Origin of the sequence: Phenylobacterium sp. (genome assembly GCF_016124325.1) — a bacterium.
In the GTDB taxonomy this organism is placed as follows: domain Bacteria; phylum Pseudomonadota; class Alphaproteobacteria; order Caulobacterales; family Caulobacteraceae; genus Phenylobacterium.
Map to the genome: position 1 here is coordinate 16,346 of NZ_WGNY01000052.1, position 12,256 is coordinate 28,601.

Genomic DNA, 12,256 nt, shown 5'->3' on the forward strand with positions numbered 1-12,256 from the left:
GAGGCTCTAGCCTGTCACGGGCTCCATGTCAGGCTGGGTCTCGGCCCGCTGCGCGTAGCGCTGGGCTATGGCGGCGCAGGCCATGAGCTGGACCTGGTGGAAGATCATCAGCGGGATCATCGCCACGCCGGCGACGGCGGGCGAGAGCAGGGCCGCGGCGATCGGAGCCCCGCTGGCGAGCGACTTCTTCGAGCCGCAGAAGACGATGGCGATCTCGTCGGCCTTGTCGAAGCCCAGGACCCGCGCAGCGACGGTCGTGGCCAGGAGCACGGCGGCCAGCAGCACGAGGCAAATGACCAGCAGACGCAGGAGGTCGTACGCGCCCATCCGCTCCCAGACGCCGGCCGTCACGGCGCCGGAGAAGGCCACGTAGACGATCAGCAGGATGGTCCCGCGGTCCAGCTTCGAGAGCGTCTTGTTGTGGCGGGCGACGAAGTCGCCGATCCACGGCCGCACGAGCTGGCCGGCCACGAACGGGACCAGCAGCTGCAGCAGGATCGACCAGAAGGCGCCGCCGCTGACCGCGCCCTTGGCGTGCATCAGGACGCTCGCCAGCAGGGGCGTCAGGAACACGCCCAGCATGTTGGAGGCCGAGGCCGACGCCACGGCGGCCGGCACGTTGCCGCGCGCCACGCCGACGAAAGCCACCGAACTCTGGATCGTCGAGGGCAGGCAGCCCAGGAGGATGATGCCGGACGCCAACTCGGGCGGGGTGATCCAGGCGGGCAGGCGCGCGATCCCGACGCAGAGCGCCGGAAACAGCCCGAACGTCGTCGCCAGGATCAGGAGGTGAAGCCGCCAGTGCACGAGGCCGCGGAAAACGGCCTCCCGCGAGAGCCGCGCCCCGTGCAGGAAGAAGACCATGCCAATGGCGAACTTAGACACCCAGCCGAGCGCCGAGGCGACCTCGCCGCGCGCCGGGACGACCGAGGCCGCCACGGCCATGGTGATGATCAGGACGAGGTACCAGTCGGGCCTAAGACGGCTGAGGATCCCGCCGCGCGCGCCGCTCACGCGTCCACCAGGAACGAAAGCTGACGCTCGACCAGTTCGTTGCGCCCCTCGGCGATCTCGCGATCGAGAAGGCGGGTGGGATAGTCGCCCGTGAAGTAGTGGTCGGTGAACTGGGGCAGCACGGGATCGCGCACGGCGTCCATCGCCCAGTAGAGGCCGTCGACCGAAAGATAGCCCATGGAGTCGACGTTCAGGATCCTGGCGATCTCCTCGACGGAATGGTTGGCGGCCAGGAGCTTCTCGCGGTCGGGCATGTCGATTCCGTAGTAGTCCGGCCACTTGATCGGCGGCGAGGCCGACCGCAGGTGCACCTCGGTCGCGCCGGCCTCGCGCACCATGCGCACGACCCGCACCGAGTTGGTCCCGCGCACGATCGAATCGTCCACCAGCAGCACCCGCTTGCCGGCCAGCACAGCGCGGTTCGGCGACAGTTTCATGCGCACGCCCAGCTCGCGCTGGCCCTGCGTGGGCTGGATGAAGGTGCGGCCCACATAGTGGTTGCGGATGATGCCCATCTCGAAGGGCAGGTCGGCTTCCTGGGCGAAGCCGAGGGCGGCCGGCACGCCGCTGTCCGGCACCGGCACGACAACGTCGACGTCGGCGGGGGTCTCCTGGGCCAGGCGCCGCCCCATGCGCTTGCGCACGTCATAGACCGAGCGGCCGTTCACGACGGAGTCCGGCCGGGCGAAATAGACGTATTCGAAGATGCACGGCCGCGCCTGCTGCGCCGGGAAGGGGCGGAAGCTGCGGATGCCCTTGTCGTCGACCACGACCATCTCGCCATGCTCCACGTCGCGCACGAAGCGGGCGCCGATCATGTCCAGCGCGCAGGTCTCGGAGGCGAAGACCGCCTTGCCGTTGAGGTCGCCCAGCACCAGGGGGCGGATCCCCAGCGGATCGCGCACGCCCACCAGCTTCTTGTTGGTCAAGGCGACGAGGGCGTAGCCGCCTTCGATCTGCTGGAGCGCCTCGGTGAACCGCTCGAGGAACTTGGGCCGCCGCGAACGCGCGATCAGATGCAGGATGGCCTCGGAATCCGACGTAGACTGGAAGATGGCGCCTTCGGAGACGAGCCGGTCGCGCAGCGCCAGGAAGTTGGTGAGGTTGCCGTTGTGGGCCAGTGCGATGCCGCCGGCTTCGAGGTCGGCGAACATCGGCTGAACGTTGCGGATGAAGCTGCCGCCGGCGGTGGAGTAGCGGGTGTGGCCGATGGCCGACATGCCCGGCAGGCGCGCGTTGAGGTCGCCGCCTCCGAACGCGTCGCCCACGTGGCCCATGTGCCGCTCGGTGTGGAAGCGGTGGCCGTCGAACGAGGCCATGCCGCAGGCTTCCTGGCCGCGATGCTGCAGGGCGTGCAGGCCGAGCGCGGTGACGCCCGAAGCCTCGGCGACGTCGTAGACGCCGAACACGCCGCATTCGAGCCGAGGCGTGTCGTCCTCGGGGTCGCGCGGCAGAGGGGCCCGGCGCGAATCGTCGTCGGCGCGGGCTGGCGTCTGGCTCATCTGGATCGCTCCGGACGGTCGGTGTCAGCGGATTTGAGGGCCTCGTACGCCTCTGTCGCCGATCTGTCACCTGACCCGTCGCGAACAGCGCGATCGAAAGCGGGTCTGAGGCGGCCGGCGACATCCAGGCCCTGGGGCGCCAGCTTCTCCAGCAGGCGGCCCATGTTGCCGGCCAGGGGCCAGGTTTGCGCGCCGGTGATCCATCCGGGGCGCAAATCTTCGGGCGTGGCGGCGTTGAACATGAGGAAGAGCGCGCCCAGAACGATCAGGCCGCGTCCCAGGCCGATCAGGAGGCCGAGCGAGCGGTCGAGGAAGCCCAGCACCTGGGTGCTCTGCACCATCCGCGCCACTGCTGCGCCGATCAGCCGCAGGGCCACGAACGCCGCGACGAAAACGACGACGAGCGCCGCGATCGTTCCCAGCCACGCGGGATGAACGACGCCGCGGAACATGGGCCCGAAGGTCGGCAGGCCCAGGACGGCCACAGCGGCGGCGACCACCAGGGCGAGGAGCGCGGCGATCTCGCGCACCGCGCCGCGCGAGAAGCCGACCGCGGCGGAGACGAGCAGGAGGACCAGGACGATCAGGTCGAACTGGGTCATGGCGCGCCGTCCCAGTCGGCGTCGTGGATGCGCCGGACGGCGTCGGCGAGGCGGCTGGCGCCGGTGAAGGCGATCTGGTCCGTACGCTCCGCGTCGGCCGGCCCGAGGGCGCGACGGAACCCCAGCTTGGCGGCTTCCTTCAGGCGGGAATCCATCCGGCTTACCGGCCGCACTTCGCCCGACAGGCTGATCTCGCCGAACACCACGCAATCCTGCGGCAGGGCCTGGTCGAAGGCCGAGGAGGCGAGGGCGGCCGCGGCCGCGAGGTCGGCGGCGGGCTCGGAAATTCGCAGCCCTCCGGCGACGTTCAGATAGACGTCGCGGTCGCCGAAGGAGAGACCACACCGGGCTTCGAGTACGGCCAGGATCATCGCCAGGCGGCCGGAGTCCCAGCCCACGACCGCGCGCCGGGGCGTGCCGTAGGCCGACGGCGCGACCAGCGCCTGGATTTCCACCAGCACCGGCCGGGAGCCCTCGATGCCCGCGAACACCGCCGCGCCGGCGGCTCGCTCGCCGGCCGTGTTGAGGAACAGGGCCGACGGGTTCTTCACCTCGGCCAGTCCCGCGTCGCCCATCTCGAACACGCCGATCTCGTCGGTGGCGCCGAAGCGGTTCTTGGCGCCGCGCAGAATGCGGAAGGGATAGCCGCGCTCGCCCTCGAAGGCGAAGACGGCGTCGACCATGTGCTCGACCACGCGCGGGCCGGCGATGGCGCCTTCCTTGGTGACGTGGCCCACGAGGATCACGGCCACGCCGCGCTTCTTGGCGAGCCGGACCAGTTCGCCGGCCGCCGCGCGCACCTGGGTGACCGAGCCCGGCCCCGCTTCGTGGGCGTCGCTCCAGAGCGTCTGGATGGAATCCACCACCACCAGGTCGAAGGGCTCGGCCTTCAGGCCGTCGACGATGGCCCGAAGCGCGGTTTCGGCCGCCAGCTTCACCGACGCGTCGGCGAGGCCCATGCGCTGGGCGCGGGCGCGGACCTGCTCCACGGCTTCCTCGCCCGAGATGTACGCGCAGGCCGCGCCGCGCCGGGCGGCGCTGGCCGCCACCTGGAGCAGCAGGGTCGACTTGCCGACGCCCGGATCGCCGCCCACCAGGATCGCCGAGCCCGGCACGACGCCGCCGCCGCAGACGCGGTCCCATTCTTCGACACCGGTCGCGATACGCCTTGGCGCAGGCGTCGCCTCGTCCAGGCCCTCGAACGCGAGATGGCGCCCGCGCGCGGGCTTTGTGGGCTTGAGCGCGCCGGGCGGGCGGCTGGTCAGCTCCTCAACGAGGGTGTTCCAGGCGCCGCAGGCCGGGCATTGCCCTGCCCAGCGGGACTGCACGGCTCCGCAGGACTGGCAGGCGTAGACGGCGCCGTCGCGGGCCATGGATCCTCCTGATTCGGGTGTGACGGAGTCTAGCCGACAACCGCCCGGCGGGTCTGGCCGGCTTGCCGTCGCCGACGCTTGGTCTAGGGTCAGTCTAAGGGGAACGTTGGTCGAATGAGGGCTGGAGACCAAGATGAGCATCGTTGAACCGGGATCCGCCGGCGCGGGATTGATCGCGCGCGTCAAGGCGATCCTCATGCAGCCGTCCGCCACCTGGGACGTGATCGACACCGAACCGGCGACGACGAGCGGACTCTATACGCGCTACGTGATCCCGCTGGCGGCGATTCCGCCGGTTTGCTCCCTGATCGGCTCGTTGGTGTTCGGGATCGGGGCCTTCGGCTTCAGCTATCGCCCGAACCCCGTGGCGGCGGTCGCCCAGGCGATCGTGAGCTTCGGCCTGGGCCTGGCGATGGTCTTCGTGATGGCGCTGATCATCGAGGCGCTGGCCCCCAACTTCGGCGGGACGAAGGATCGGACCCAGGCGATGAAGGTCGCGGCCTATGCGCCGACCGCGTCCTGGGTGGCCGGGATCTTCGGTCTGATCCCGATGCTGGCGATCATCGCCTTGCTGGGCGGGCTCTACAGCCTCTACCTGCTCTACCTGGGGCTGCCCAAGCTGATGAAGACGCCGCAGGACAAGGCGCTGCCGTACTTCGTGGTGGTGCTTGTGGTGGCCATCGTCCTCAGCATCGTGATCGGCGCCGTCGCCGGCGGCGTGGCCACCATGGGCATGCTGGGCGGCTCGCGGATGGGGATGTCGGCGCCGGGCCATGTGACCGGCAAGGTGAACATCCCCGGCCAGGGTTCGATCGATCTCGGGAAGCTGGAGGAGGCGTCCAAAAGGATGGAGGCCGCCTCGAAGCAGATCCAGAGCGGCGAGGGCGTCCAGCCCACCGACCCCGACGTGCTGAAGGGCTATCTGCCGGCCAGCATCGCCGGCTATTCGCGGACCGAGGTCGAAGCCTCGACCGGCGGCGTCGGCGGCATCCAGGGCTCGGGCGTCAAGGCGCGTTACGAGCGCGGCGATGCGCACATGCGGTTGGAAGTGACCGACCTGGGCGCCGCGGGCGCCTTCGCCGGCATGGCCAGCGCCTTCGACGTGAAATCGTCCAAGGAGACCGCCAGCGGCTACGAAAAGGTGGGCAAGGTGGACGGCCGGTTCACCGAGGAGAGCTACGACCGCGACAGCCGCCACGGCGAATACAAGGTGCTGGTGGGCGACCGGTTCATGATCGAGGCCACCGGCGACGGCGTGAGCATCGACGAGCTGAAGGCGGCGGTCGGCGCCGTCGGCCTGCCGCGCCTGGAGGCTCTCGCGAAGGCGGGCTAGGCGCCGATGTAGATCCGCTCGGCGCGGCGGCTGAGGCGCACCAGCACCTCGTGGGCCACCGTGCCGGCCGCCGCGGCGAGCTCGTCGATGTGGGCGTTCGGACCGAGCAGTTCCACATGGTCGCCGATCGTGAGCGGCGCGTCGCCGAGGTCGATGACGGCCAAATCCATGTTGATCGCCAGGATCGGGCGGCGCGCCCCGGCGGCCCAGGCGAAGCCCTTGCCCATCGCCGCGCGGATGACCCCATCGGCGTAGCCGGCGGCGAGGACGGCCACGCGCATGGGCCGGGCGGCGGTGAAATGCGCGCCATAGCCGACCCGGTCGCCAGGACGAAGGTTGCGGACGTCGACGACCGGCGCCGTGAGCGTCGCCACGGCCCGCAGGCGCGGATCGGGCCGTTCCTCCGGCCCACCCCCGAACAGGCTGACGCCGGCGCGCACCATATCGTGGCGGTAGTCGGGACCCAGGAACGCGCCGGCGGAGGCGGCGAGGCTGGCGCGGCTGTCCGGAAACAGGGCGCGAGCCTCGCGGAAGCGGGCCAACTGCTCGGGGTTGCGTGTTTCCGCCGGATCGGTCGCCGAGCCGAGGTGGCTAACCAGCAGGCGCACGTCCAGCCCGCGCAGGCCGCCCGGCGCCGCTGCGACGGCGCGCGCCTCCTCCAGCGTCAGGCCCTGGCGGTTCATGCCGGTGTCGACCTGCAGCGCTACGGGGTAGGGCCCGTGGGCGGCCGCCCGCGCCTGGGCGGCGGAGACCTGGGGCAGGGTGGAGAGGACAGGTGTCGCCCCCGCGGCCGCGAGGCGGTCGCTCGCCCCCGCCAGGAGGCCGTCCAGCACGTAGATCGTGGCTTCGCGTCCGCCGAGTTCGGCCCGGAGCGCTTCCGCCTCCGAGGTGCGAGCCACGAAGAAGCTGCGGGTTCCCTCGGCGTGCAGGCGTCGCGCGATCGGCCCGGCGCCCAGGCCATAGCCGTCGGCCTTGATCACCCCGGCCACCTCGGCGCCCGACGCTTCGGCGGCGATGACGTCGCGGTTGTGGGCCAGCGCGTCCAGATCGATCGTCAGGCGCGCGCGGTCGGGTGAGGTCATCCGATGTCTAGTGAGGATCGTAGCGGCCGCTGTCACGCGCCAGATTGCCGAACTTGGTCAGGTCCTCGTTGAACGAGAGCTTCACGGTGCCGATGGGACCATGGCGCTGCTTGCCGATGATGATCTCGGCGAGGCCCTTCACGCGGTCCAGCTTCTCCTGCCACTCGAAGTGCTCCGGCGTATTCTCCTGGGGCTCCAGGCGGCTCAGGTAGTAGCTCTCGCGGTAGACGAACATCACCATGTCGGCATCCTGTTCGATCGAGCCGGATTCGCGCAGGTCGGACAGCTGGGGCTTCTTGTCCTCGCGGTTCTCGACCTGGCGGCTCAGCTGCGACAGCGCCAGCACCGGCACTTTCAGTTCCTTGGCCAGGGCCTTCAGGCCCTGGGTGATCATCGAGATCTCCTGCACGCGGTTGTCGGGGCCGCCGGCCCCGGTGGTGATGAGCTGCAGATAGTCGACGACGATCAGGTCCAGCCCGACCATTCGCTTCAGGCGCCGCGCGCGGGCCGTGAGCTTGGCGAGCGTGATGCCGCCCGTGGCGTCGATGTAGAGCGGAGCTTCCTGGATCTCGATGGCGGCGTCGCGGACCCGGCCGAACTCCATCGCATCGATTTCGCCCTTGCGCAGCCGGTCGCCCGAAACCCCGGAAACCTCGGCGAGGAGGCGCATGGCGAGCTGTTCGGAGGACATTTCGAGCGAGAAGAAGGCCACCACGCCGCCGGCCACCGTCTTCTTGGAGCCGTCAGGCTGGGGCTCCCACGCGTAGTGCCGCGCCACGTCGAAGGCGATGTTGCAGGCGAGCGAGGTCTTTCCCATCGACGGCCGGGCCGCCAGGATCACGAGGTCGGACGGGTGCAGGCCGCCGATCTTCTGATCTAGGTCGAGGAGGCCGGTGGAGAGGCCGGCCAGACCGCCGTCGCGGCCGTGGGCCTCGGCCGCCATGGCGACCGCGCCCTGCAGGGCGTCGGCGAAGGCGACGAAGCCCTGTGAGACGCTGCCGGTCTCGGCGAGCTGGTAGAGCTGTTGTTCGGCCGCCTCGATCTGGTCGCGGGCGTCGAGCTCGGCGTCGCCCTGCTGGGCCGTCGTGGTGATCTCGCCGCCGATGCGGATCAGGTCGCGGCGCAGCGCCAGGTCGTAGACCGCGCGGGCGTAGTCGGGCGCGTTGGCGGCGGGCGGGGCGCGGTCGACCAGGTCGGCCAGATAGCGGACGCCGCCCAGCTCATTGAACGCCGGGTCGCTGGCGAACTGCTGGGCCAGCAGGATCGGCTCGGCGAGCTGCCCTTTTCGGATGTGGGTTTCGATGGCTTCGAAGAGCCGCTGGTGGAACGGCTCGAAGAAGTGGCGTGGCTGCAGGTTGTCGCCCAGCCGCTCGAACGCGGCGTTGTCGTAGAGCAGGGCGCCCAGCAGCGCCTGCTCGGCCTCGACATTGGCCGGGACGTGCGGGATCGCGATATCGTTGGAGACGGGGCGAAGGTCGAGCGCCGGAACGAGAGCCATTCGTTACGGATATATGAAGGGGCTCGTCACGGGGACCGTGACGAGCCGCCTCACGACCGACTTTCCACACACAATTTGCGACTGTGGACAAAGCTGGACCTTGAGGCCGCGGCGGGATCGGCCTTCGATTCCGCCGCAGCCTCCGGTGACGGCCGGACTACCAGTTCAGGGCGACCCGTCCGTAGACGTAGCGGCCCGAACGGCCGAACGGCGAGTAGTTCGAGAACGGCGTGTTCGACGTGCTGTTGAGCGAGGCCGGCGTCCTGGTCGGGTACTGGTCGAACAGGTTGTCGGCGCCCACCGAAACACGCACGCGCTCGTTGACGTCCCAGCGGCCTTCCAGATCGACCACGTACTTGGCCTTGAGCTCGAGGTCGGTGGCGGCCGTGGTGCCCGGGCTCAGCACCTTGCCATAGCGAGTGGTGCGGAACGTGACGCCGAACGGCCCCCGGTTCCAGTCGACCGTGCCGGTGAACTTGGAGTCGGGCGTGCCCTCCTCGAAGGTCAGGATGTTGACCCGGCCGAACAGTTCCGGCGCCGGATTCAACGCTGCGAGCTGAGCCGTCTGGGGCACCTTCTGGACCTTGGTGTTGTTGAAGTTGGCCGCCAGGGTGAAGCCGAACGTCCCCATCTCGTCGGTGGCCAGCTTGTAGTTGGCGATGATGTCGACGCCTTCGGTCTTGGTGTCGACGCCGTTGATGAAGAAGCGGCCGCCCCCGATGCCGATGAAGCCCTGGGACTGGAGATAGTCGCGGACGTTGGTCTGGGTCAGGTTCTCAGACAGCACGATGCGGTTGTTCACGTCGATGCGGTAGGCGTCGATCGTGACGTTCACTTCGCCCAGCTGCATCACCGCGCCGACGGCGTAGTTGACCGACTTCTCGGCGTCGAGCGGCTTGGCGCCCAGGGCCGCGGCCACCGGATCGGTCGCCGGGAAGGTCGTGATGTCGAACGGCACCCCGTTGATGAAGTTGGTCGAGGTGGCGGTGAAGTACTGCTGCTGCAGCGACGGCGCCCGGAACCCGTTCTGGATCGAGGCCCGCAGCGCGAACGCATCGGTGAAGTTGTAGCGCAGGGCCGCCTTGCCGGTGACCGTGTCGCCGAAGTCGGAGTAGTGCTCGTAGCGCCCGGCCGCCGAAGCCAGCAGCTTCTCGGTCAGGTTGGTCTCGAGGTCCAGATAGACGCCGATCGAATGGCGGTGCTTGTCGACCTCGTTCTTGGGCTGGAAGCCCGGGAACACCTGGGCGCCCGAAGCCGTCGGCTGGCCGTTCAGCAGCACGCCGCCGTTGCGATACGAATCCGGCTCGCCGGCGCGGATGGAATAGCCTTCGCGGCGCCACTCGACGCCCGTCGCCACGTTCAGGGGCGCAGCCAGGCCGACGTCGAACTCGCGTACGGCCGAGGTGTTGAAGACGAGCTGGTCGTACTTGAAGCCGCCCGCGTCGAACACGGTCTTGCTGGCCGGGCCGATCGACCGGTTCAGCGTGTCGCGGATGGTGAAGTCCATCTTGTTGGACCCGTAGACCAGCGAGGTGTCCATGTCCCAGCCGGCCAGTTTCCAGTTGGCGCCGCCGGCGACGGAGAAGTCCTTCACGACCGGGTTGATGAGCGGCAGGAAGCCGTCGGGATAGATCTCGATGACGTTCCGCGAGTCCTGGGCGCGGCGGAAGAAGCCGGCGGAGGTGGAGTCGCGGTGCTGGTAGCTGGACCAACCGTAGAGGTGCACGTCGTCGCTGACGTCGTAGCCGGCGTTGGCGAACAGGGTCCATTGCTTGATCTTGGGATCGCCGAACCAGGCGTCGTAGCGGTCGAAGGTCAGCTCGCGCGGGTCGAAGGCGCCGTTGACCAGCGGATAGTTCTGACGCCAGTCGGGCGCGGTGCGGATCGTCTTCTTCTGGTCGAGGTATTCACCGGCCACGGTGAGGAAGCCCGAGTCGGCCAGCGGCAGGCCCGTCCAGCCCGAGATGTTGACCGTCTCGCCGTCGGTGCGGTCGTACTTGGCCTTGTCGGCGACCGTCCAGCCGGCGCCGGCGGGCGGCGCCTGGACGTCGGTCTTCACCGTGGTGACGCGGGCGCCGTAGGTGGCGGTGAGGTTGCCGCCGTGGTTCGCTTCACGCAGGCGCAGGTTCAGCACGCCGGCGATGGCGTCGGAGCCGTACTGCGCCGAGGCGCCGTCGCGCAGCACCTCGACCGACTGCACGATCGCGGAGGGAATGGTGTTGAGGTCGACGGCGGCCGCGCCGCGGCCGATCGTGCCGTTGACGTTCACCAGGGAGGCGGCGTGGCGGCGCTTGGAGTTCACCAGCACCAGGGCCTGGTCGGGCGAGAGGCCGCGCAGGGTCGCCGGGCGGATGGTGTCGGTGCCGTCGGCGAGGCCCGGACGCGGGAAGTTGAAGGAGGGCAGGGCGACCGACAGGGCCTGGTTGATCTCGGTCACGCCGACCCGCGACAGCGCGTTCTGGTTGATCACGTCGACGGGGGCGATGGACTGGAGGCGCGTGCGGCCCTCGGTGCGTGTGCCCGTGACGACGACCTCGTCGACCGCGGAGCCCGAATCGACCTGGGCGTAGGCTGCCGTCGAGAGCAGGCTCGCCGCGGAAGCCGCAGCGAACAGAAGATGGCGATTGATCATGAAAATTCCCCTCCAGCGGCCGGGATGAGTCCGGTCTCCATTGCTGAATGGGGGGAAGCTAGGGAGTCACGGTTTTGACGCAAATGACAAAACTGCAACACTACTGTGAGAAAACGGCGCGAGGCCTGGGCCCCGCGCCGCTTTAACATCGTCGATATGACGCCAGATCAGGTCTCGGCGGCAGCGAATTCCTGCTGGCCGGCGCCGCCTTCGAGCAGATCGGCGGCGGCCTGGTCGGCGGCCGCGCGCTCTTCCTCGAACTGCGAGCTGATGACGTTTTCGCCACGGGCCTGGCGGTCGGCCTCGTCCTGGCTGCGCGCGATGTTCAGGGTGACGGTGATCGTCACTTCCGAATGCAGGCGCACCTTCACCTCGTGCAGGCCGAGCGTCTTGATGGGCTTGTCCAGCACCACCATGGCGCGTTCGATCTTGCCGCCCTCGGCGTTCACGGCGTCGGCCACGTCGCGGCCGGTCACCGAACCGTAGAGCTGGCCGCTTTCGCCGGCCTGACGGATCATCACGTAGGACGCGCCGTCGAGCTTTTCACCGGCCTTGCCGGCGGCTTCCTTGGCCTTGGCGTTGCGGGCCTCGATCTCGGCGCGCTGGGCTTCGAAGACCTTGAGGTTGGCCGCGTTGGCGCGGAGCGCCTTCTGGCGGGGGAGCAAGAAGTTGCGGGCGAAGCCGTCCTTGACGGTGACGACGTCGCCGAGGCCGCCCCAGCCTTCCAGCCGTTCGAGCAGAATGACTTTCATGGTCTGAGCCTCCCTTACTTCACGACGTAGGGGAGCAGCGCCAGGAAGCGGGCGCGCTTGATGGCCCGGGCCAGCTCACGCTGCTTCTTGGCGGAGACCGCGGTGATGCGCGACGGCACGATCTTGCCGCGCTCGGAAACGTAGCGCTGCAGGAGCTTGACGTCCTTGTAGTCGATCTTCGGGGCGTTGGCGCCGGAGAACGGGCACACCTTGCGGCGGCGGAAGAACGGACGGCGCGGGGCGCTCGAAGCGGGCGCGCCGGCGGCCGGGGCCGTGGAGGTTTCTTCGGACATGCGATGAGCCTCCCTTTCTTAGAACGACGGGGAATCGTCGCGGCGTTCGCGGTCGCGATCGCGGCGGGCGAGGATCGGCGACAGCTCGAGGTCGAGCTCGTCGACGCGCACGGTCATGTAGCGCAGCACGTCTTCGTTGATCGACAGCTGGCGTTCCATCTCCTTGACCACGTCC

10 protein-coding genes and 1 pseudogene are annotated in these 12,256 nt (G+C 69.2%); 1 reads left to right on the forward strand and 10 read right to left on the reverse strand.

Going from position 1 to position 12,256, the window contains the following annotated elements:
* Nucleotides 1-6: 6 nt before the first annotated feature.
* Genes GC203_RS22985 through radA form a run of 4 tightly spaced genes read right to left on the reverse strand, consistent with a single transcriptional unit; the run spans nt 7 to nt 4,491 of the window.
* Nucleotides 7-1,014, reverse strand: a complete 1,008-nt coding sequence (locus GC203_RS22985; protein ID WP_293459246.1) for a bile acid:sodium symporter family protein — start codon at nt 1,012-1,014, stop codon at nt 7-9.
* Entirely contained in the window at nt 1,011-2,516 is a 1,506-nt protein-coding gene (purF, locus tag GC203_RS22990; RefSeq protein ID WP_293459248.1) for an amidophosphoribosyltransferase, read from the reverse strand. The genes GC203_RS22985 and purF overlap by 4 nt, the downstream gene beginning before the upstream one ends.
* Entirely contained in the window at nt 2,513-3,118 is a 606-nt protein-coding gene (locus tag GC203_RS22995) for a CvpA family protein (RefSeq protein WP_293459250.1), read from the reverse strand. Before GC203_RS22995 ends, purF begins: the two co-directional genes overlap by 4 nt.
* Nucleotides 3,115-4,491 carry a DNA repair protein RadA gene (radA, locus tag GC203_RS23000; RefSeq protein ID WP_293459252.1) on the reverse strand — a complete coding sequence of 459 codons (1,377 nt, stop codon included), beginning with the start codon at nt 4,489-4,491 and terminating at the stop codon, nt 3,115-3,117. The genes GC203_RS22995 and radA overlap by 4 nt, the downstream gene beginning before the upstream one ends.
* A gap of 133 nt (nt 4,492-4,624) precedes the next feature.
* Between radA and GC203_RS23005 the strand changes: the two genes are divergently transcribed.
* The gene (locus tag GC203_RS23005) at nt 4,625-5,824 is read left to right on the forward strand and encodes a Yip1 family protein (protein ID WP_293459254.1); all 1,200 of its coding nucleotides are present in this window, start codon (nt 4,625-4,627) and stop codon (nt 5,822-5,824) included.
* Here GC203_RS23005 and alr read toward each other — a convergent pair.
* From alr to GC203_RS23035, 6 genes and pseudogenes are all read right to left on the reverse strand, one after another.
* The gene (gene alr / locus GC203_RS23010) at nt 5,821-6,906 is read right to left on the reverse strand and encodes an alanine racemase (RefSeq protein ID WP_293459256.1); all 1,086 of its coding nucleotides are present in this window, start codon (nt 6,904-6,906) and stop codon (nt 5,821-5,823) included. The two genes, GC203_RS23005 and alr, sit on opposite strands and share 4 nt — an antisense overlap.
* Before the next feature lie 7 nt (nt 6,907-6,913).
* On the reverse strand, nt 6,914-8,404 hold the full coding sequence (locus GC203_RS23015; RefSeq protein WP_293459258.1) for a replicative DNA helicase: 1,491 nt from the start codon (nt 8,402-8,404) through the stop codon (nt 6,914-6,916).
* Nucleotides 8,405-8,561: 157 nt separating this feature from the next.
* Complete coding sequence (locus GC203_RS23020; RefSeq protein ID WP_293459260.1) at nt 8,562-11,036, reverse strand: TonB-dependent receptor; 2,475 nt, start codon at nt 11,034-11,036, stop codon at nt 8,562-8,564.
* Nucleotides 11,037-11,203: 167 nt separating this feature from the next.
* Complete coding sequence (rplI, locus tag GC203_RS23025) at nt 11,204-11,788, reverse strand: 50S ribosomal protein L9 (RefSeq protein ID WP_293459262.1); 585 nt, start codon at nt 11,786-11,788, stop codon at nt 11,204-11,206.
* A gap of 14 nt (nt 11,789-11,802) precedes the next feature.
* Complete coding sequence (gene rpsR / locus GC203_RS23030) at nt 11,803-12,081, reverse strand: 30S ribosomal protein S18 (RefSeq protein WP_293459263.1); 279 nt, start codon at nt 12,079-12,081, stop codon at nt 11,803-11,805.
* Nucleotides 12,082-12,099: 18 nt separating this feature from the next.
* Nucleotides 12,100-12,256, reverse strand: a pseudogene (locus GC203_RS23035) (30S ribosomal protein S6); the annotation flags it as partial.